Origin of the sequence: Halomonas jincaotanensis (genome assembly GCF_018448785.1) — a bacterium.
Classification (GTDB): Bacteria; Pseudomonadota; Gammaproteobacteria; order Pseudomonadales; family Halomonadaceae; genus Halomonas; species Halomonas jincaotanensis.
The window spans coordinates 41619-61989 of record NZ_JAHCLU010000001.1 but is presented as its reverse complement, the minus strand read 5'-3'; the positions used below and the strand labels follow the sequence as shown (position 1 = coordinate 61989).

At 62.7% G+C, this 20371-nt stretch carries 22 protein-coding genes; 12 read left to right on the top strand and 10 right to left on the bottom strand.

All coding sequences use genetic code 11. The features are described 5' to 3' along the window. Window positions 1–5 precede the first annotated feature (5 nt). The 7 genes from murA to KG088_RS00280 form a co-directional block, all read right to left on the bottom strand. Window positions 6–1268, bottom strand: a complete 1263-nt coding sequence (gene murA, locus KG088_RS00310) for a UDP-N-acetylglucosamine 1-carboxyvinyltransferase (RefSeq protein ID WP_213823496.1) — start codon at window positions 1266–1268, stop codon at window positions 6–8. 12 nt (window positions 1269–1280) lie between these two features. Continuing rightward, window positions 1281–1532 (bottom strand): BolA family protein, encoded by a 252-nt coding sequence (locus KG088_RS00305; RefSeq protein WP_213823495.1) that lies wholly within the window; start codon window positions 1530–1532, stop codon window positions 1281–1283. Between the two features lie 129 nt (window positions 1533–1661). Beyond that, a complete protein-coding gene (locus tag KG088_RS00300; protein WP_213823494.1) occupies window positions 1662–1994 on the bottom strand; it encodes an STAS domain-containing protein in 333 nt (110 codons plus the stop codon). Next, complete coding sequence (locus tag KG088_RS00295) at window positions 1991–2644, bottom strand: MlaC/ttg2D family ABC transporter substrate-binding protein (protein ID WP_213823493.1); 654 nt, start codon at window positions 2642–2644, stop codon at window positions 1991–1993. Before KG088_RS00295 ends, KG088_RS00300 begins: the two co-directional genes overlap by 4 nt. A 50-nt stretch (window positions 2645–2694) precedes the next feature. Next, window positions 2695–3159 (bottom strand): outer membrane lipid asymmetry maintenance protein MlaD, encoded by a 465-nt coding sequence (gene mlaD, locus KG088_RS00290; protein WP_213823492.1) that lies wholly within the window; start codon window positions 3157–3159, stop codon window positions 2695–2697. Window positions 3160–3175: 16 nt separating this feature from the next. Next, on the bottom strand, window positions 3176–3958 hold the full coding sequence (mlaE, locus tag KG088_RS00285) for a lipid asymmetry maintenance ABC transporter permease subunit MlaE (protein WP_213823491.1): 783 nt from the start codon (window positions 3956–3958) through the stop codon (window positions 3176–3178). Then, window positions 3955–4767 (bottom strand): ABC transporter ATP-binding protein, encoded by an 813-nt coding sequence (locus KG088_RS00280; protein ID WP_213823490.1) that lies wholly within the window; start codon window positions 4765–4767, stop codon window positions 3955–3957. The genes mlaE and KG088_RS00280 overlap by 4 nt, the downstream gene beginning before the upstream one ends. A 136-nt stretch (window positions 4768–4903) precedes the next feature. On the opposite strand from KG088_RS00280, the gene KG088_RS00275 reads away from it, so the two are divergent. The 11 genes from KG088_RS00275 (at window position 4904) to KG088_RS00225 (ending at window position 13086) form a co-directional block, all read left to right on the top strand. Next, the gene (locus KG088_RS00275) at window positions 4904–5857 is read left to right on the top strand and encodes a calcium/sodium antiporter (protein WP_213823489.1); all 954 of its coding nucleotides are present in this window, start codon (window positions 4904–4906) and stop codon (window positions 5855–5857) included. Between the two features lie 67 nt (window positions 5858–5924). Continuing rightward, entirely contained in the window at window positions 5925–6920 is a 996-nt protein-coding gene (locus KG088_RS00270) for a KpsF/GutQ family sugar-phosphate isomerase (protein WP_213823488.1), read from the top strand. 38 nt (window positions 6921–6958) lie between these two features. Continuing rightward, window positions 6959–7516, top strand: coding sequence for a KdsC family phosphatase (locus KG088_RS00265; protein WP_213823487.1), 558 nt, complete (start codon window positions 6959–6961; stop codon window positions 7514–7516). Between the two features lie 5 nt (window positions 7517–7521). Beyond that, window positions 7522–8118 carry an LPS export ABC transporter periplasmic protein LptC gene (gene lptC, locus KG088_RS00260; protein ID WP_213823486.1) on the top strand — a complete coding sequence of 199 codons (597 nt, stop codon included), beginning with the start codon at window positions 7522–7524 and terminating at the stop codon, window positions 8116–8118. A 2-nt stretch (window positions 8119–8120) separates the two neighbouring features. Continuing rightward, window positions 8121–8648 (top strand): lipopolysaccharide transport periplasmic protein LptA, encoded by a 528-nt coding sequence (gene lptA / locus KG088_RS00255; protein ID WP_250147979.1) that lies wholly within the window; start codon window positions 8121–8123, stop codon window positions 8646–8648. A 7-nt stretch (window positions 8649–8655) separates the two neighbouring features. Further along, complete coding sequence (lptB, locus tag KG088_RS00250) at window positions 8656–9381, top strand: LPS export ABC transporter ATP-binding protein (protein WP_213823485.1); 726 nt, start codon at window positions 8656–8658, stop codon at window positions 9379–9381. 166 nt (window positions 9382–9547) lie between these two features. After that, the gene (locus KG088_RS00245) at window positions 9548–10960 is read left to right on the top strand and encodes an RNA polymerase factor sigma-54 (RefSeq protein ID WP_213823484.1); all 1413 of its coding nucleotides are present in this window, start codon (window positions 9548–9550) and stop codon (window positions 10958–10960) included. A 101-nt stretch (window positions 10961–11061) separates the two neighbouring features. Continuing rightward, window positions 11062–11370, top strand: a complete 309-nt coding sequence (gene hpf, locus KG088_RS00240) for a ribosome hibernation-promoting factor, HPF/YfiA family (RefSeq protein WP_089796982.1) — start codon at window positions 11062–11064, stop codon at window positions 11368–11370. Between the two features lie 6 nt (window positions 11371–11376). Then, the gene (ptsN, locus tag KG088_RS00235; protein WP_213823483.1) at window positions 11377–11847 is read left to right on the top strand and encodes a PTS IIA-like nitrogen regulatory protein PtsN; all 471 of its coding nucleotides are present in this window, start codon (window positions 11377–11379) and stop codon (window positions 11845–11847) included. 45 nt (window positions 11848–11892) lie between these two features. Next, on the top strand, window positions 11893–12813 hold the full coding sequence (rapZ, locus tag KG088_RS00230; protein ID WP_213823482.1) for an RNase adapter RapZ: 921 nt from the start codon (window positions 11893–11895) through the stop codon (window positions 12811–12813). 3 nt (window positions 12814–12816) lie between these two features. After that, a complete protein-coding gene (locus KG088_RS00225) occupies window positions 12817–13086 on the top strand; it encodes an HPr family phosphocarrier protein (protein ID WP_213823481.1) in 270 nt (89 codons plus the stop codon). Here the strand turns inward: KG088_RS00225 and pmbA are convergent. Next, a complete protein-coding gene (gene pmbA / locus KG088_RS00220; RefSeq protein WP_213823480.1) occupies window positions 13083–14423 on the bottom strand; it encodes a metalloprotease PmbA in 1341 nt (446 codons plus the stop codon). The two genes, KG088_RS00225 and pmbA, sit on opposite strands and share 4 nt — an antisense overlap. A 119-nt stretch (window positions 14424–14542) precedes the next feature. Between pmbA and yjgA the strand changes: the two genes are divergently transcribed. Beyond that, window positions 14543–15049 (top strand): ribosome biogenesis factor YjgA, encoded by a 507-nt coding sequence (gene yjgA / locus KG088_RS00215; RefSeq protein WP_213823479.1) that lies wholly within the window; start codon window positions 14543–14545, stop codon window positions 15047–15049. 10 nt (window positions 15050–15059) lie between these two features. Here the strand turns inward: yjgA and tldD are convergent, their stop codons facing one another. Together tldD and KG088_RS00205 are read right to left on the bottom strand one after the other, a co-directional pair. Beyond that, window positions 15060–16514 carry a metalloprotease TldD gene (tldD, locus tag KG088_RS00210; RefSeq protein WP_213823478.1) on the bottom strand — a complete coding sequence of 485 codons (1455 nt, stop codon included), beginning with the start codon at window positions 16512–16514 and terminating at the stop codon, window positions 15060–15062. Then, on the bottom strand, window positions 16511–20368 hold the full coding sequence (locus tag KG088_RS00205) for a YhdP family phospholipid transporter (RefSeq protein WP_213823477.1): 3858 nt from the start codon (window positions 20366–20368) through the stop codon (window positions 16511–16513). Before KG088_RS00205 ends, tldD begins: the two co-directional genes overlap by 4 nt. Between the last annotated feature and the right edge of the window lie 3 nt (window positions 20369–20371).

The window sequence follows — 20371 nt, the reverse complement described above, 5'->3', positions numbered from 1 at the left end:
GGGCGCTAGCCGGGAATCCGTCGAATGCAAGCGCCCAGCAACTGAAGTTTTTCCTCGATGCACTCGTAGCCGCGGTCGATATGATAGATACGATCCACCAGGGTATCGCCATCGGCCATCATCGCGGCGATCACCAGCGAGGCGGACGCCCGGAGATCCGTTGCCATCACCGGCGCGCCGGATAATCGCTCGACACCGGTAATCACCGCCGTGTTGCCTTCCAGCGCAATCTGCGCGCCCATGCGGTTGAGCTCCTGAACGTGCATGAAGCGGTTCTCGAAGATGGTCTCGACCACTCTGGCGGTTCCCTCGGCCACTGCATTGAGTGCCACGAACTGCGCCTGCATGTCGGTGGGAAAAGCCGGATAGGGAGCGGTACGAATATTGACCGCCCTGGGGCGGCGCCCTTGCATGTCCAGCGCGATCCAGTCATCGCCGGTGGTGATGGAAGCGCCAGCCTCTTCCAGCTTGGCCAGCACCGCATCGAGAATGTCGGCCCGCGTGCGACGCACCCTGACCTTGCCACGGGACAGCGCCGCGGCCACCAGAAACGTGCCGGTTTCGATACGGTCGGGCATGACGTCGTGATAGGCGCCGTGAAGACGCTCGACGCCCTCGATGGTGATGGTATCCGTGCCATGGCCGCGGATCTCGGCGCCCATTGCAATCAAGCACTCGGCTAGATCGATCACCTCCGGCTCTCGTGCGGCGTTTTCCAGCACCGTAGTGCCAGCTGCCAGGGTGGCCGCCATCAACAGGTTCTCGGTGCCGGTCACGGTCACAGTATCGAAGAAGATGGTTGCCCCTTTCAGGCGATCCTCGACACGCGCCCGGATGTAGCCACCCTCGACACGAATGTCCGCCCCCATGGCCTCGAGGCCACGAATATGCAGATCCACCGGCCGGGAGCCAATCGCGCAGCCGCCGGGCAGGGAGACATCCGCATGGCCGAAATGCGCCAACAAGGGCCCCAGCACCAGAATGGAGGCGCGCATCTTCTTGACCAGCTCATAAGGCGCATCGCAATGACGCACTTGGGAACCATCCAGCTGAATGGACATCTTCTCGCCCATCACGGGTTCCAGGCCCAGATAGCCGAGCAGCTCCAGCGTAGTGGTGATGTCTTGCAGATGCGGCAGATTGCCGATGGTCACCGGCTCATCGGCGAGCAAGGTGGCACAGAGAATCGGTAACGCCGCATTCTTGGCGCCGCTGGCCCAGACTTCGCCATCGACGGGGCCATTGCCGGTAATGATCAACTTGTCCATGCGCGTCTGCCGTCAGGCTCCCTGGTTGGCGGTGGCCTGCCATTGCGCCGGCGTATAGGCCTTGATGCTAATGGCGTGCAGGGCGCCGGAGGCGATCTCGTCGGTCAGGGCACCATAGATCAGTTGCTGGCGCTTGACAGCGGACAACCCTTCGAACAGCTCACTGATGGCGACTACCTGGAAGTTGCAGCCTTCGCCCTGGATATGAAACTCGCAGCCGTCGATGCGCGACTCGAGCAACGTCTTGACGTCGTTGGGTTGCATGGCTCGGCACTCCTGTGAAACATAAACGTGTGATGCATAAAGCAAATCACCGATCACGAGGCAGTCGGTGGAAAAAGAAAAGGAACCCATGGTAATGAAAAGCGTCGCGTTTGGCGATGCCGGTCACCCTCAGGCTGCATCGCTCAAGGGCAGTAGCCGGTCGATACCGGCCAGGCGGGTAAGTCGTACCAGAGAGGTCGAGAGATGCACTGATGCCACCTCAAGCCCCGCCTCCTGCGCCCGGCGGGTCCACTCCAGCAGCACGCTGAGGGCCGCGCTGCTGACGCCGGCGACCCCCGTCAGGTCAAAATCAACGCGAGTACCCGATGGCAGCGCGACCAACCACTCGCTTCCCGCCGCCGCCAAGGCACTTGCCACGTCGAAATCGACCTCACCAGTCACTGCCAGCCCCTGCGGACCAGAGTCCAGCGCAAGGCCGTCTAGTCCGAGAAGTCGGGTCATTCGTCGCCGCCCTCCTCCAGCTCTTCAACGGCAAGCTCAGGTGCCCAGCCATCAATCACCGCATCGTAGTCACGATTATTTTCACGCATGGCCTGATCGAATTGGTTACGAAAGGTCAGGCCAAGATTGATGCCATTGACGATCACATTGACGACCTTCCACTCGTTGTCATCGAGGCGTAGCGAATAGCTGACCGGGTAAGCACTCCCGTCTTCGGCCACGACCTCCATGGCCACGCTCGCCTGGTCTTCGTAGCGAGACGCCTGCTGGGAATCGAGGACCCGGATATCGCGATAATCGAAAGTCACCAGGCCCTTGGTATAGGTATCGATCAGCGTCTGCCGGAAGGTATCGACGAAACGCGAACGCTGCTGGGGGCTGGCATTCTGGAAATAGCGACCCATCACGCTCGCCCCGATATAGCGGAAATCGGCGACGTCCTCGAGGCTGTCGTCGACCAGGGCTTCGAGTTCCTCGATGTTCTCGGCGAAGTAATCCTTGCGGCCTTCGATCTTGCCCATCAACTCGTCGACGCTGCTGCGAATCATCGCTTCGGGAGACGTCTCCGGCTGTGCCAGGGCAGGAACGGCAGAAAGCATCAGGCAACAGGCGACCACGAGGGGGCGTATACAGCTAGACAGGAATGACATAAACGTTTTCCTCACGATAATGCGTATAACGCCAGCCGTTCGGCGGCGCTTCAGTCGTTGATCATATTGGACACGAATTGCTGGATGAGTTCTTCGAGCACGACCGCCGACTGGGTATCGCGAATGGTATCGCCATCCGCGAGCATCTCGGTGTCGCCACCCATCGACAGGCCTACGTACTGCTCACCGAGCAGGCCGGCGGTGAGAATAGCCGCTGTGGTATCCCGCGAGAGCTCTCCTTCCAGATCGGAATTAAGCTCCATCACCACCCGAGCATCGTACCATTCAGTATCGAGCTCGATGGCGGAAATACGCCCTACCGTGACACCGGCCATGGTAACCCGCGCCCGCGGCTTGAGACTGCCGATATTGGCGAAATTGGCTTCAAGGCGAAAGGTATCGCCCGACGGGTTGAGCGACATACCGCTGACCCGCAGGCCCAGAAATACCAGCCCCAGGATCCCCGCCAGCATGAACAGCCCGACCCCCAATTCCATTGCCTTGCTGCGTTTCATGCTTTTGCTCCGACCATCAGGAAAGTCCTCCAAACATTACCACCGTCAGCACGAAATCGAGGCCGAGAACGGCCAGCGAGGAATACACCACGGTACGGGTCGTGGCCCGGGAAATGCCTTCGGATGTGGGGATCAAATCGTAGCCCTGGAAGACCGCAATCCACGTCACCACCACGGCGAAGACCATACTCTTGATCATGCCGTTACCCACGTCCTCAAGAAATTCGACACTGGACTGCATATTACCCCAATAGGAGCCCTCGAAACCGCCCAGCCACTCGACGCCGACTAGGTAGCCCCCCCAGATACCCACCACACTGAAACCAACGGTAAGCAGTGGCAGCGCCACGAAGCCGGCCCACAGTCGCGGTGCTACAACTCGGCGCAAGGGGTCGACGCCGATCATCTCCATACTGGAGAGCTGTTCGGTCGCCTTCATCAGACCGATCTCGGCGGTCAGCGCCGAGCCGGCACGACCCGCGAACAGCAGCGCGGCCACGACCGGCGCCAACTCGCGCAGCAATGACAGGGCGACCATCTGGCCCAATGCCTGTTCGGCGCCGAATTCGACCAGGATCGTGTAGCCCTGAAGCGCAAGCACCATGCCGATGAACAACCCCGACACCAGCACGATAGCCAGCGACAGGACTCCCACGAAATGCATCTGGCGCAGCCATAGCCCGAAGCCTTCGCGGCTGGGCACCGCAAAGGCGGAAAGGAACAGGAAGCCTCCTGCACGCCCTAATGACTCCAGCGCATTGCAACCAGAACGGCCGAGGCGCCTGATGCTGTCGATCATGAGCTAACTCCCGTATCAAGGATATCGCTGAAATACTCCTTTGCTGGGTAATGGAACGGAACCGGGCCGTCCGGTTCACCATGAACGAACTGACGTACCCGAGGATCCTGATCGACGTCGAGACTCTTGGGCGTGCCGTGGGCCATCACCTCCCCATCGGAGATCACATACACATAATCGACGATGGAGAGCGTCTCCTTGATGTCATGCGAGACCACCACGGACGTGAGCCCCAAGGCCTCGTTGAGTCGCTTGATCAATTGCACCAGCACCCCCATGGAAATGGGATCCTGGCCGACAAAGGGCTCATCATAAAGAATCAGCTGTGGATCCAGCGCAATGGCCCGAGCCAGGGCCACGCGACGTGTCATGCCCCCCGAGAGCTCGGCCGGCATCAGGTCTCTTGCACCGCGAAGCCCTACCGCCTCGAGCTTCATCAACACCAGATCGCGCACCATGGCTTCCGGAAGGTCGGTATGCACCCGCAGCGGGAACGCCACATTTTCGAAGACGCTCAGGTCAGAGAACAGCGCACCGCTCTGGAACAGCATGCCCATGCGCCGCCGCATGGTGAAGAGTGCCTTGCGGGGCAATGCGTGAATATCTTCGCCTTCGATCAGCACCCGGCCGGCATCAGGCTGAAGCTGACCACCGATCAGCTTGAGCAGTGTGGTCTTTCCGGTGCCACTGGGCCCCATGATGGCCGTCATCTTGCCGCGGGGAATTTGCAGGTCGACGCCGCGGAATATCTCCGTTTCGCCCCGCGAAAAATGTAATCCTTCCACCACCACGAAGGGCGTATCGCTCATCGGCTCGTATCCTTCGATGCATTATCGAACATCGTATCCTAACCTCCATGCCTTACGCCACCACCTACCCGCTTGCAGCATTGCGGCGCAGCAAGTTTAATGGTCGCCCATTCGCCAGGCCTGGAAACAACTTGCCGTGCTGCTACCGATAATCACCGTACTGCTGGGTTTTCTTGCCCTGCTGTGGAGCGCCGATCGTTTCGTCGGTGCCGCCGCCACAACGGCCTATCGGGCTGGGATGAGCCCCATGCTGGTTGGCATGACCATTGTGGCCCTGGGCACCTCGGCCCCGGAAATCGTTGTCTCCCTGATGGCATCGCTAGACGGCATCCCTGACCTCGCCACCGGCAATGCGCTTGGCTCAAACATCGCCAACATCGGTCTGGTACTCGGTGTGACGGCGCTGGTTACCCCCATCCCGATTCGCTTTTCGATTGTGCGTCGCGAGCTTCCCCTGCTGCTCGGCGCCACCGGCCTGGCGGGTTATGCCCTGGCCAACGGAATTTTAGGGCGCTTCGACGCCCTGTTCCTGCTGGCCTTGCTGGTATTCAGTCTCTGGTGGCTGTTTCGCGCCGACAGTACCGACGACGACGCAACCGGTGATATCCCGGACATGAGTCTGCCCCGGGCCCTGTTGTGGCTGATGGGAACATTGGCCATTATGGTCATCGGCTCACGCGCACTGGTCTGGGGCGCCAGTGAACTGGCCAGAGGACTTGGCGTCAGCGAACTGGCCATCGGCCTCACAGTCGTGGCCATCGGCACCAGCCTTCCCGAGTTGGCTGCCTGCGTGGCCAGCGCCCTCAAGCGCCACCATGACATCGCTATCGGCAATGTCATCGGCTCCAACCTCTTCAACTTGCTGGCGGTGCTGCCGGTACCGGGCTTGCTGGCCCCAGGCGTGATCGACGCCGCCGCCGGGGAGCGCGATTACCCGGTCATGCTGGCCTTGACGTTGGCTCTGGCCATGCTGCTGCTTTGGCAGCGGCGCGGCGCATTGGGCCGAGTGCCCGGCGGCCTGCTGGTGCTGAGCTATCTGGCCTATCTGATCTGGCTGGCTACCGGAGGTAGCGGTCTACCCTCTTATTGAGCCGACCGACTGGGCCAAACGACACCTTTAGCTTGAGTGCAATCCGACAACGGGCAACAATCATCGCATGAGTAAAGATACCCCACTCGGTTCGACCACTTCGCCCCTGCGCGAGAGTGCCCGCCGTACCCTGCAGCTTGAGCAGCAGGCCGTAGCGGCGCTCTGCGAACGTCTCGATGACGACTTCGATCGCGCCTGCGAGTTGATCCTGGCCTGTCGCGGGCGCGTGGTGGTTACCGGCATGGGCAAGTCGGGCCATATCGCCGGCAAGATCGCCGCTACGCTTGCCAGTACCGGCACCCCCGCTTTCTTCGTGCATCCCGGCGAAGCCAGCCATGGCGACCTGGGAATGATCACGCCAGGAGACGTGGTGCTGGCGCTATCGAATTCCGGCGAAACCGCCGAGGTGACTGCCCTATTACCGCTGCTCAAGCGCATGGGCATCCCCCTGGTCAGCATGACCGGCCGCCCTGAATCGACGCTGGGCCGACATGCCAACGCCCACCTGAACGCCGGTGTCGAGCGCGAAGCATGCCCGCTGGATCTCACTCCAACCTCGTCCACCACAGCGTCGCTGGCACTTGGCGATGCGCTGGCGGTCGCGCTTCTGGAGTTTCGCGGCTTCACTGCCGAGGATTTTGCCCTTTCCCACCCCGGCGGCAGCCTGGGCAAGCGCTTATTGCTGCGTGTCGCCGACCTGATGCACGAAGGCAGCCGCCTGCCCTCGGTACCGCTGGGGAGCCCGCTGCGGGATGCCCTGCTGGAAATCTCCCGCCAGAGGCTGGGTTTCACCTGCGTGGTCGACCCCGATGGCCGTCTGGCAGGCGTATATACCGATGGAGACCTGCGCCGGACACTCGACCATCACAATGACCTCACTGGCCTGGTAGTCGACGACGTCATGACCACCCCAGGCAAGCGGGTCTCACCCGATACCCTGGCGGCGGAAGCCGTACGCATCATGGAAGACAATCGCATCTCTGCCCTAGCCGTGATCGACGATGAGGAACGCCCTATCGGCGCTTTACACATGCACGACCTGCTGGCCAGCGGGGTCATCTGATGCCTTTTTCCTACTGCCATCCTGTGATTGGAGACTCCATGACCCTTGACACCCCACTGAAAGACAGCCATCTGACCGACCGCCTACGCCACATTCGACTGCTGGCGCTTGACGTCGACGGCGTACTTACCGACGGCCAACTGTATTTTCAAGCCGACGGGATAGAGATCAAAGGGTTCAATACGCTGGACGGCCACGGTATCAAGCTGTTACAACGCGCCGGATTCACGGTCGCACTGATTACCGGGCGTGACTCACCAATGGTCAGCCATCGTGCCACTTCTCTGGGCATCAAGCATCTCTATCAGGGGGTGGAGAGAAAGCTACCCAAGCTGCGCGACCTCTGCTTACAACTGGGACTATCGCTCGACCAGGTCGCCTACTGTGGCGACGACATGCCGGACATCGGCGCCATCAGGCATGCTGGCGTGGGCATTACTGTTCCCGGCGCGCCGGACTACGTCTGCCAGCTGGCCGACTGGGTGACACAGCGAGAGGGCGGCCATGGCGCGGTGCGCGAGATTTGCGACACCCTGCTGAAAGCTCAGGGGCACTGGGACGCTGTACTCGACACCTATCTTCACGGAGCCCACTGATATCCATGGCGCTGCAACTGCCACGCCCCTCGTTCAAGGTCTGGCTGTTCCTGCTGCTGTTGGGGCTGGGTGGCCTGCTGGCGTTTCTCGATCAGCGCGATGTCCTGATTCCCGGCCCCATCCCCCGCGACGAGGCTGGCGAGCCGGATTATTACCTCGAGGGTGTGCGACTGACCCGCTTCGACAGCGAGGGGCAGGCCCACCAGCGGCTCGAGACACCGCGCCTGGTACATACTCCACACGATGACGTGACTCAGCTGGAGACGCCGGACATGCGACTGATCAGCGAGGCCGGGCGAACCTGGCTGGCCAGCAGCAGCAACGGTACAATCGGTCCTGGAGGCAACCCGCTGACGCTGAGTGGCGATACCCGGCTTCGTGCCCCCGAGGAGAACTGGCAGCTCGACACCGAGATTCTGCATTACGATTCCGAGCAGGGTCGCGCCTGGAGTGAAACTCCCTCAGTCTTTCGCCAGCCGCCACAGGAGATGCGCGGGGAGCGATTCGACGCCTGGATTCATGACAATCTTCTTCGTCTGACCGACAATGTCCGTGGCTATCATCCCCCCGAGACAACGCCAACCACCGATGAGGAACCCTAGCCATGATGCCACAGCCCTCAGGCTTGCTGACCAGACTGGCGCTACTCGGCCTGGTCATCGCCACCATTGTTGCCACTCCCGCCATGGCGCTTGAGGGAGATGCCGAAGCCCCTGTCGAGGTCGTCGCCGACCAGCTCGATCTTGACGACAACGCCGGCACGGCGGTCTACACCGGCGACGTAGAGATTCAACAAGGCAGCATGCAACTCACCGGCGATCGTGTCGAGATCCAGCGCAACGCCGAGGGACAACTGACTCGGGCGACCGCCGATGGCGAGCGCGCCTACATCGAACAGCAGCCCAGCCCCGACGCCCCCCTGGTGCGCGGTTGGGGGCGCAAGGTGATCTACCATGTTGCTGAACGCCGAGTGGAATTGATCGACCGCGCCGAACTTCATCAAGGTGGCGACACCTTCGACGGCGCCTACCTGGAATATTTTCTCGATCGTCAGGTGGTTCAGGCCCGCTCCGAGTCTGAAGGCGTCGAGGATCGCCAGCGCGTGCGCATGACCCTGCAGCCGGAAAACTGAGGCCTTCATGAAGACCCTTCGTGCCAGCCACCTGGCCAAGAGCTACAAGAGCCGCCGCGTGGTGCAGGACATCAGTCTGTCCATCGAACAGGGTCGTGTGGTGGGTCTGCTGGGCCCCAACGGCGCGGGCAAGACGACCTCCTTTTACATGATCGTGGGGCTGGTACGCGCCGATGCCGGCGAAGTGCATATCGACGACCGCGACCTGTCGCGCGCCGCCATGCACGAGCGTGCCCGTGCCGGTATTGGCTATCTACCCCAGGAGGCCTCGATCTTCCGCAAGCTCTCGGTAGCCGACAATATCATGGCGATACTTGAGACGCGCAAGGATCTCGACAGTGCTGGCCGCCAGGCGCGCTTGGAAGAATTACTCCATGATTTCCATGTCGAGCCGATTCGCCACAACCTCGGCATGAGCCTTTCTGGCGGTGAACGGCGACGCGTCGAGATCGCCCGTGCGCTGGCCACGGAACCCGCCTTTATCCTGCTCGATGAACCTTTTGCCGGGGTCGATCCGATCTCGGTAGGCGAAATCAAGGGCATTATCCGCCAACTCAAGGCACGACATATCGGCGTGCTGATTACCGACCACAACGTCCGTGAAACCCTCGATATCTGCGATTCCGCCTACATCGTCGGCGATGGACGCATTATCGCCGAGGGGGACGCCGCGGCGATCATCGCCAACCAGCAGGTACGCGACGTCTATCTCGGCGAAGATTTCCGCCTATAAGTCTTATCCCATAGGATTTTCCTGACTTACCTGCATGATCTGTCAGCTTTAAATAGGCTGACGGCATGCTAATTGCCATTGGCATATTTATTGCAAAGAATCAAGTTGCATCCTGTCGATCAGCGGATTAGGGTGATTCTTTTCGGCAGACGAGCAAGTCTTTTTGATGGCCATGAAAGCGTCTCTGCAACTGCGCCTCGGCACTCAGCTGACCATGACCCCGCAGCTGCAACAGGCCATTGCCCTGCTGCAGCTGTCTACGCTGGATCTGCGTCAGGAAATCCAGCAGGCGCTGGAATCCAACCCCATGCTCGAGCTGGAAGATGAATTCGGCGAGCAATCTGCAAGCGAAGTATCCGAAGAGGAGTGGGCCAGCGATATTCCCGATGAGCTTCCCACTGACAGCAACTGGGCCGACACCTACCAGGACCTCACCCCGGCCGCCGGAAGCGGTGAAGGGCCGGACTTCGAACGTCAGGCCGACGGCCAGAGCCTGCAGGGCCATCTCGCCTGGCAACTGGCCATGACCGACCTGGAACCTCGCCAGCGACTGATTGCCGATACTCTGATCGATGCCGTGGATGGGGCCGGTTATCTGGCCCAGCCTCTCGACGAGCTTTGCGAGGGTCTCAGAAGCCAGGGGCTCGCAGGGCTCAAGAGCCGTGAGATCGAGCAGGTCCTGTTGCGCTTGCAGCAATTCGAGCCGACGGGCATCTTCGCCCGCGACCTGCGGGAATGTCTCATGCTACAGCTCGCTGCCCTACCCGATGATACGCCCTTGCTGCCCCAGGCCCGTCGGCTGGTTCGTCAGTTTCTCGAAGCCCTGGCCAGCGGTGACCGACGCTTGCTCAAGCGCCGGCTTGGCCTCGATGATGACGCCCTGGAGGCGGTAATCGCCCTAGTGCGAACGCTCGACCCCCGCCCCGGCAGCCACCTCGGCATAGCCAGCAGCGATTACGTGATTCCCGATCTCATCGCACGACACGACCGCCATGGCTGGCATGTCGAACTCAACGCGCATGCCCTGCCACGACTGCGCATCCAGACCGACTACGCTTCACTGATCCGCCGCGCGGACAAGAGCCGCGACAATCAGTTTCTCAAGGACCACCTGCAGGAAGCACGCTGGCTAATGAAGAGCCTATCGAGTCGCAACGACACCCTACTGCGTGTCGGACGCGAGATCATGGTGCGCCAAATCGACTTTTTGGAACGTGGCGAAGAGGCGATGAAGCCCTTGATCCTCGCCGATATCGCCCAAGTAGTGGAAATGCATGAATCGACCATCTCGCGGGTGACAACCCAGAAATTCATCCATACGCCTCGCGGGGTCTTCGAGCTGAAGTACTTCTTCTCCAGCCAGGTCGGCAATGGCGACGGCGACGCCCATTCCAGCACCGCGATCCGGGCGCGTATCCGCAAACTGGTTCAGGAGGAGCCGCCGCGCAAGCCGCTATCCGACAGCACGCTGGTGGCGATGCTGGAGGAGGTCGGCATTAACGTGGCCCGGCGCACCGTCGCCAAGTACCGAGAGTCCATGGACATTCCCTCGTCGAGCGAACGCAAACGATTGAAATGATGTTGTTCGCAGTGCTTTGGAATCCCGCTGGCAGCGGGGGTTTGCAAGCCCGTAAAAAGGGTTACAATCGAATCACCATTCGAAGGACGAAGGAGCGTGTCATGCAAGTCAACATCACTGGCCATCATGTGGAACTGACTGACGCCCTGCGTGACTATGTGAACGAGAAGCTCACCCGCGTGGAACGTCATTACGACAACATCACCAATGTGCAGGTCACGCTCTCCGTAGAGAAAGAGCGCCAATTGGCTGCCTGCACGCTGCATGCCGCCGGTGCCGATCTACATGCCGAAGCCCAGGACAACGACATGTACGCCGCTCTTGATGCCCTCGCCGACAAGCTGGACCGCCAACTGGTCAAGCACAAGGAAAAATCCCAGGCCCGCGCCCAAGGCGCTGGCGCCCGCTGACTCATCATGACACTCGAAACTATCCTGCCCCCCGAACGCATCCTCTTCAGCGTCCCCGGGGGGAGCAAAAAGCGGGTACTCGAATTTTTCAGTACCTTTATCGCCCAGAACACACCCAGCCTGGACAGCCAGGAAGTCTTCAGCCGTCTGATCGGCCGTGAGCGGCTCGGAAGCACGGGCATCGGCAATGGCGTAGCTATTCCGCATGCCCGCAACCCTCACTGCAAGTCGCCCATCGCCGGCTTCCTGAAGCTCAACGAACCAGTGGATTTCGATGCCATCGACGGCGAGCCGGTCGATCTAGTCTTCGTGCTGCTGGTACCCGAAGAGGCCGACGACGACCATCTGGCACTACTTGCCCAGGTAGCCGGCGTCATGAACGATGGTGAAACGCGCAGCCAATTACGCAAGACCACCAGTCAGCATGAACTCTACGAACACCTGATTGACGCAATCCGACGACAGGCAGATGCCTGATTTCCCTGGGACCGCCGGGCCAGCGACACGACCAGGAGACCCATCATGCAGCTAGTGATCATCAGTGGCCGTTCCGGCTCCGGCAAGTCGATTGCGCTGCAGGCGCTCGAGGATCTTGGTTATTATGCGATCGACAATCTGCCGGCGATGCTACTCGGGCCTTTGGTGGATGAATTGCGTCGAGATCAGGCCCCGCATACCTCGATCGCGGTCAGCATCGACGCACGCAACTTGCCGCACGCGCTCGAGCGATTTCCACGGCTGCTCGATGAAGTCAGGCAACGCCAGATCGACTGCCAAGTGGTCTATCTCACGACCGACGCTCGCATCCTGCTCGAGCGATACTCCGAGACGCGACGCCGCCACCCGTTGACACGGGGAAGCGACATGACCTTGGCCGAGGCGATCGACTCAGAGGAGCAGGCGCTAGCCGAGATTCGTGACCTTTCGGATCTGATCATCGATACATCGCGCTTGTCTGTCCACGATCTGCGCGGGCGAATCAGCGACCAGGTGGCCAGCCATCACTCCAACCAGATGACGCTCACTGTGGAGTCATTCGGCTTCAAGCGTGGTGTGCCGCTGGATGCCGATATCGTCTTCGACGCTCGCTGCCTGCCCAACCCCCACTGGGATCCAAAGCTACGCGATGCCACTGGGCGTGACCCCGAGATCATCGCCTTTCTCGAAGGCTTCCCCATTGTCGGCGACATGTATCGCGACATTGAGACCTGGGTAGAACGCTGGCTGCCTGCTTATCAAGCCAGCCAACGCAGCTACCTGACGGTGGCGATAGGTTGCACGGGGGGCAAGCATCGATCGGTCTATCTCGCCGAGCGTCTTGCGCGTCAGATGTTGCAGCATCGTCCCAGTGTGCGTTTACGCCACCGTGAACTCGGCATTCACGATACCCTACCGCACATCCAACAGCCGCCACTCATCGAGAATTCAAGCCAAGGAACCTGACGCGTGGCGCATCGCAAGTTGACCCTGACCAATCGACGTGGCCTTCATGCGCGGGCCGCGACTAAGCTAGTGAAATGCTGCCAGCCCTTCGATGCCCGGATCACGGTGAGCCATGCCGGACGGCAGGCGGACGGCGCCAACATCATGTCGCTACTGATGTTGGCGGCGCCATGCGGGACCGAATTGCGTATCGACGCCGAGGGCCAGGACGCCGAGGCAGCGTTGCAGGCCGTGGAGGCCTTGTTCGAGGCCCGCTTCGAGGAAGACGGCTAACCGCCGGCCATGGTCATTTCATCGATCAGCCAGCTACCGGTGTGAATGCTGCCGCGCGTATCGGTATCGCTGCCCACGCCCACCAGCCCCTTGAACATGCTCTCGAGATTCCCGGCAATCGTGAACTCCTCGACAGGGTGCTGAATCTCGCCATCCTCGACCCAGAAGCCGGCGGCGCCCCGCGAGTAATCCCCCGTCACGCCGTTGACGCCCTGCCCCATCAGCTCGGTGACCAGCACCCCGCGTCCCATGCGCTCGAGCAAAACCTCGGACGACGTCAGTGGCGCGTCGATACGCAGATTGCGAGCGCCGCCCGCGTTGCCGGTACTCTGCATGCCGAGGCGGCGAGCGCTGTAGGCTGAGAGCATATAACTGGCCAGGCGTCCCTGGTCGATGAACACGTTGTCACGAGTCTGCACCCCGTCGTTGTCGAACGGGCTGCTCGCCATGCCGCCGATCTCCATGGGTCGCTCACCGAGATTGAACCAGTCGGGAAACAGCGGATCTCCCAGGCGATCACAGAGGAAGGAGGCCTGACGATAGAGCGCGCCCCCGGCGATCGCCCCCATCAGGTGCCCGACTAGACCACTGGCCAATGTCGGGTCGAACAGTACCGGAAAACGCCCTGTGGCCGGACGACGGCCGCCCAGACGACGCAGGGTGCGCTTCGCCGCACTCGCACCGACCGTCTCGGGGCTCTGGAGATCAGCGGGATGCCGCGCTGTCGTATAATCGTAATCGCGCTGCATGCCCATCTCGTCCTCGGCGATCAGCATGCACGACAGTGAGTGTCGACTGCCGCGCTGGCTGCCCAGAAAACCGTGACTGTTGGCGTAGACGCGCACCCCTTCGCCGCTCGATAGTGAGGCCCCATCGGAGCTGCGAATGCCGTCGACGCCGCGACCGGCCGCCTCGCACGCCAGGGCCAACTCGATGCCGCGATCCGTGGTCAGCGCCCAAGGATGATGTACGTCGAGGTCCGGAAGCGCGGTTGCCATCGACGCGGCATCGGCCAGGCCTGCGGCCGGGTCTTCGCCGGTGTGACGGGCGATGGCCATGGCTTTTTCCACCACGACACGAATCGAGGCCTCGCCGGCATCCGACGATGACGCGCTGCCCTTGCGCGCACCAACATACACCGTCACCGCGATACCCTGGTCGCGGGAAAGCTCGACTGTCTCCACGTCACCCTCACGCACGTTGATGCCGATACCCTGATCAACGCTGGCACCGACCTCGCAGGCATCGGCGCCCAAGCGACGCGCAAGGGCCAAGGCTGACTCGGCTCGCGACTCCAGCAAACGCTGCTGGACGGCAGCATTGAACGCCTGTGTCATGATATTTCTCCTTGCTTGGCCGGCGCCATGGCCCAGCCTTTTGTCGGGTGCATTGTCCAGCCCGGAACCGCGGGCTGATATAATGATCGGGATACTGACTCTCACGAATGGGAACCGGCATGACTCAGGATGTTCTTTCTCCGGCCGACGAACGGCCCAGCAAATCCCAGCTCAAACGTGAGATGTCGGCCCTGCAGGCCCTGGGAGAGCAAATTATCGCCATGAGTGACGCCGAACGTGCGCGCTTTCCGCTCTCGGATGATCTGCTCGCCGCCGTCAAGGAAACCTCGCGAATCCGCTCCCACGAAGGCCGTCGTCGGCACATGCAATACATCGGCAAACTGATGCGCCGCGAAGACCTCGATGCCATCCATGCCGTGTTCGAGGAAGTGGAGCAGGAACGACTCCATCGCGATCGCGCCTTCCATCGCCTGGAAGGCTGGCGGGATCGGTTGATCGAGCAGGGCGATCCCGCCGTCGAGGCCTTCATCATCGACTTCCCCGATGTCGACCGCCAAGCCTTGCGGCAATTGATCCGCAACGCTCGCCACGAGCGCGACCAGAACAAGTCGCCGACCCATGCCCGCCGCCTCTTTCGTCTGATCCGCGATACTGCTGGCATATAACCGGCGCTCATCAGGACTGCGTGCCGCCCACCGTCAGCTCATCGAGCTTCAACGTCGGCTGGCCGACACCCACGGGCACGCCCTGGCCTTCCTTGCCACAGACCCCGATGCCGGTATCCAGCTCGAGGTCGTGGCCGATCATCGACACCCGCCCCATCGCCTCCGGGCCATTGCCGATCAGGGTCGCGCCCTTGACCGGCACGGTGATGCGCCCGTCCTCGATCAGATAGGCTTCGCTCGCCGAAAAGACGAACTTGCCGGACGTGATGTCGACCTGGCCGCCACCGAAACTCACCGCATAGATACCACGCTTCACGCTGCGCAGGATGTCACCGGGCTCGTCCTGTCCTGCGCGCATGTAGGTGTTGGTCATGCGCGGCATCGGCAGATGGGCGAAGGACTCACGACGCGCGTTGCCGGTCGGCGCCATCCCCATCAGCCTGGCATTGAGCTTGTCCTGCATGTAGCCGGTGAGAATGCCGTCCTCGATCAGGGTGTTGCACTGCCCCGGGGTGCCCTCGTCATCCACGCTCATCGAACCGCGGCGATCGGCCAGGGTCGCGTCATCGACCACCGTGACGCCTCGCGAGGCGACCTGCTGGCCGATGCGCCCGGCAAAGGCCGAACTGCCCTTGCGATTGAAGTCGCCCTCCAGGCCGTGGCCCACCGCCTCGTGGAGCAGGATGCCCGGCCAGCCCGGCCCCAGCACCACCGGCATCTGACCGGCCGGCGCGTCCACTGCGTCCAGATTGACCAGCGCCTGGCGCACGGCCTCCTTGGCATAGCGCTCGGCGACGTTCTCGTCGCGCAGTCGCGCCATGGGGTAGCGGCCGCCACCCCCGGCGCTGCCGCGCTCGCGGCGGCCGCTCTTCACCACGATCACGCTGACGTTGAAGCGCACCAGCGGGCGGATATCCGCCGCCAGGGTGCCGTCGCTGGCTCGCACCAGCACCACTTCATGAACGCCGGTCAGCGAGGCGCTGACCTGCGACACCAGAGGGTCCGCCGCCCGGGCGACACGGTCGGCCTCCTTGAGCATGGCGATCTTGTCCTCGGCGGACAGGCCGGTGAGCGGGTCCACGCCGGCATAGCGCGCCTCACCGGCGACCGCGATGCGCGGTGCCGAGGCGAGCCGCTTGCCGCTGCGCACGATACCCGAGGCGGTGCGTCCGGTTTCGGCCAGCGCCTCGCCGCTGATCTGGTTGGAATAGGCGAAGCCGGTCTTTTCGCCGGCCATCGCGCGTACCCCGACGCCGCCGTCGATGTTGTAACTGGCCTCCTTGACCTCGCCGTCCTCCAGCACCCAGCCCTCGTGCCAGCTGCGCTGGAAATACAGGTCGGCATAATCGATGCCGGCCCCCATGGCATGGTCCAGGCCGGCGTCCAGGTTGTCGAGACCGAGCCCGCCAGGGGCAAGCAGGATGTCGGTCGCGTCGTCAAGCAAGGTGTGTTGGCGTGATGTCATTCGGCACTTTCCACGGAGATCTGAGGCGAGGTCCAGGGACCCCGCACGCGATAATGAATTCGGGTCACGCGGTCGATGGCGTCACCGAAAAGCTTGTCGGCGATAAACAGGGCGCCACCGATGATCGGCGCACCAGCGATTACCGCCGCCAGCGGCAGATTACGGCTCACCGGGACTGTGACGCCCAGGCGCTGGTCGAGTTCCCGCCGCTGCAGGTCTACCTGACCCTCGAGCGTGAAGCGGGTAGCGGGTCCCTCGACCTCCAACGGTCCGCGGGTTTCCAAGATTCCACCATACAGGGTCGCCGCCCCGGTGACACGATCGAAGGCGGTGCCCTGCCCGGTGACGTCCGAGAAATCCAGACGCAGGCGACGCAGCAAGTTGTCGACGTTGAGCAGGCCCACCAGCCGCGCCGAGGGCGATTCGAGGTTGACGAAACGCCCATCGCGAAGGCTCGCCTCGATACTACCCCGCGAGCGCTCGAGGGCAAACTGCCAGGGTGCGCCCTGCCAGGCCAGCTGGCTCTCGACATGCGTCTCGGCGCTGCGTATCGATGCCCTCTGACCGAGTCGCTCCATGGCCGTGCCCAGGTCTCGGCCATCGAGGTCGAGCCGCGCGCGGCTCAGGCTATCGGCGGGCCCGGCGGCCTCCCAGACCAGCTCGCCACGTGCCGCTATCTCGCCCAGCGTCAGCCCCAATGGCGCGATCGTGAGCCGCTCCGCACTGGCCTGCCAGCGTGCGGTAAAGGGACCGAAGCGCCTCCCTTGGCGTTCGATGTCGGCGATGCGCAGGCGGCCATCGGGCAGCTCCGCGATCCATGCCGGAAAGGGTTCGGGCGCCGGCGGCGTGGCGATCTCGTCAAGCAGGTTGCCAGTGCCCGTATCGGCAGGAATCAGGTTGTCCAGGCTCAGCCGCGTCAGGGCAATGTCCAAGGGTTCGGCGGCTTCGGGGCGATAGTCGAGCCGACCCTCGCCAAGGCTGCCATCCAGCGACACGCCCCAGCCACCGCCGGTCTGAGGGCTGGCAGTGGCATCCAGCCAGCCCAGGCAGCGCTCGTTGATCGCCAGGCAATCGGTTTCCAGATGCACGGTCTGCAATATCCGAGAAATATTGGCGCCCTCGGTGGTACCGCCGCCACCTTGCAAGGAAGCAAGCACGCCTCCCCAAGCGTCGAGCTCGATCCGCGGCTGGAAAGCCTCGACCCACCAGCCGGCCTCTCGCGGCCAGTCGGAGGTCGGTGTTCTCCCTAACCATACCTGGCCCTGACCCGCCGGCGCATCGGCAAACTCACGCCAACGCAGGTGCATCTGCTCACCGAAACGGCCTTCAATGCGACCTTCGGATAGGCCAACATCGACGCGCAGTCGCTTGGGTTCGGCACGGGTCTTGCCGAGCGGTGTCGGCAGCGCAATCTCGAGCCCCTGCAAGTCGCTTTCGAGTCGTAGTGCGCTCGCGCCATCCGCGAGGGATAACCGCCCCCGCCAGTCGAATCTGCCATCGATACGCTCGCCCAGGCCGCTTCCCGGGGCATCACTGCCGATTATCTCGCCCAGGGCGGCTCCCTCGGCGCTGCCGGAAAGGTCGAGGCCGCCGGCCAGCGTATCGATATCGGCGTTGAACGGCCCACCCAGCAGACGGCCCGCGACACGTCCCTCGAGACCACCTTGCCCATCGCGCTGCCGCCAGCTCAGCGGGCCTTCGAGGTTACGAAACATCAGGCCCAGCGGACGATATTCGAGCCATGGAAAGTCGATATTGGTGGCGACCTTCAGTTCCAAGGCCTCGGGTGTTTCCAGCGGCAACGACAGGGCGAATTCACCCGTGGCTTGTCCCTCGCCCTGCCAGCTTTCCACGGCCTCGACGCCCTCGATCGGTAGCGCGATAAGAAAACGCCGCAATGCCCCGGCCGAGGCATCGAGGGCTCCGTCGACCTCGAGTCGACCCTCGTCCAGGACGACCCGCCCCTCCCGCGCCTCGACACCCAGGCTTAGGGCACGCTCGACCGTGGCCTCGAGAATCTTGTCCTGCAGATGCAGCTGACCCTCGATGCTTTCCAGAAACGGCCAGTCAGGCGCGATGGGCAGCCGGCCGTCCTCGACCGCCAATGACAGGCCGAAGGTGGGGTCGACACGCTCGCCGCCGCCTGCCATCGGCACATGCAAGCGCAGCGAGCCTTCCGGGACGCGCCCAGATACGCCATTGCCCAACCAGTCGAGCAGGTCGTCGCTCAGAATGCCGACCGGCAGCCATTGCATCAGCGGCGTACCGATCGCATCCACGTCGCGAAAATCGAGCGTCAACCCAAGACCGCCGCGCTGCCCCTTGCCTGCCGACAACCCGAAGCCACCGGTTACCTCGCTTCCTTGCCATCCAACGGCCAGGTTGCGACCGCTGACAACGCTTCGCGGTCCATCATAAGACCAGACGACCTCGCCTTGGGCATGGTCGAGCGTAAGGGGGTCGGCATAGATATCGGGGAAGATGAGCCGGCTGTCGGTATCGCCGGCGAAGCGTACCTTGCCAGTCAAGTCACGCGCCTCGACCCACATGTCCAGCGGCCCTCCACCGGGGGCCCGTTGCCAGGGAGATACCTCGACATCGTGCAGCGAGGCACGGGCCAGCCATTGGCCGTCCTCGCGCCCGACCCTCAGACCCGCCACCCTGCCCCGCGGATCAAGGGTGGCCACTGCCCTGTCGAGGGCACCAGGTAACGGCAGTCGGTCGCGCCAGGCCGCCATGGCATCGAGGGCAAACGCGCTGGTGTTGAGCCACCAGTCATCTCCCTGGCGCTTGATGTGCCAATGGGACGGCAGCGCCGGACCGCTGGCATCGGAGAGTGTCTCGGGAGCGTCCCAGTCGGCGCTGCCCGCCTCGCCTTCCAGCCAGGCCTCCCAACCGTCTTCGTTTCTCAGCCACTGGCCACGGGCTGCCAGGGTCTCGAGCACGATGGTGCGCAATTCGCCATTTCGTGCGTCATGACTCATCGCCAACAGGGGCACCTTGAGGTCGAGACGCGCATCAGCCAGCTCACCACGTTGCCAGCGCCCCCAGAGCCGAGCGTCACCACTGGCGGCTTCAAGGCGCATGGGAGCCCCGCGTCCCACTAATGCGGCCAGGCCCATCAGGCTGCCCAACCGCATATCAGCCTGCAGCGCAGCGCTGAAATCACGCAGCCCCGCCTGGCCGGGTTGTATTTCCATTACCGCCTCGATGGCAGCGTCACGCTCACCGTTCAGATAGACAGTACCTTCCAGATGGGTGCGTCGGTCATCACCCGTCATCAGCAGCTGCGGCGCCTTCAGCACCGCCCGCTGCTCCTGACCATGCAATACCAGCTGCACGTCCTCGACCCAGGCACGTTGGCGCAACAGCACGCCGATCCAGAAATCCAGACGGTCCAGGTTGAAGGCGGTGTCGGGAAACAGCTCACTGGGGAGTTCAGCCGGATCCGGCCAGTGCCAAAGGCCCTCCTCGTCCTGATAGACGTGGATCGTCATGCCCTGAAGGCGAGCGTCATCTACGACCGGCAAGCCATCGCGCAAGCTGGCCAGGGTATCCAGACGCAGCCTGCCCTGCTCGACCTCGATGAGCGGGAAAGCCCCCAGGCCGGTACGCGAGCGAATCGATAGACCCTCAAGCGCCAGACCAGGATCGAGATATGACAAGCCACCTTCCAGCTCGCGGATTTCCACGACGGCATCGAAGCGTGCCGATAACAGTGCCTCGAGGCGGGGTTTGGCCAGATCGATGAAGCCGAGGCCTAATCGTAGCGACAGCAGCACCAGGGCCACCAGCGCCAGCAACAGTGCTGCCAGTGTCAGTAGCCATCGTGTCAGTGAGCGGATCGCAGGCATGGA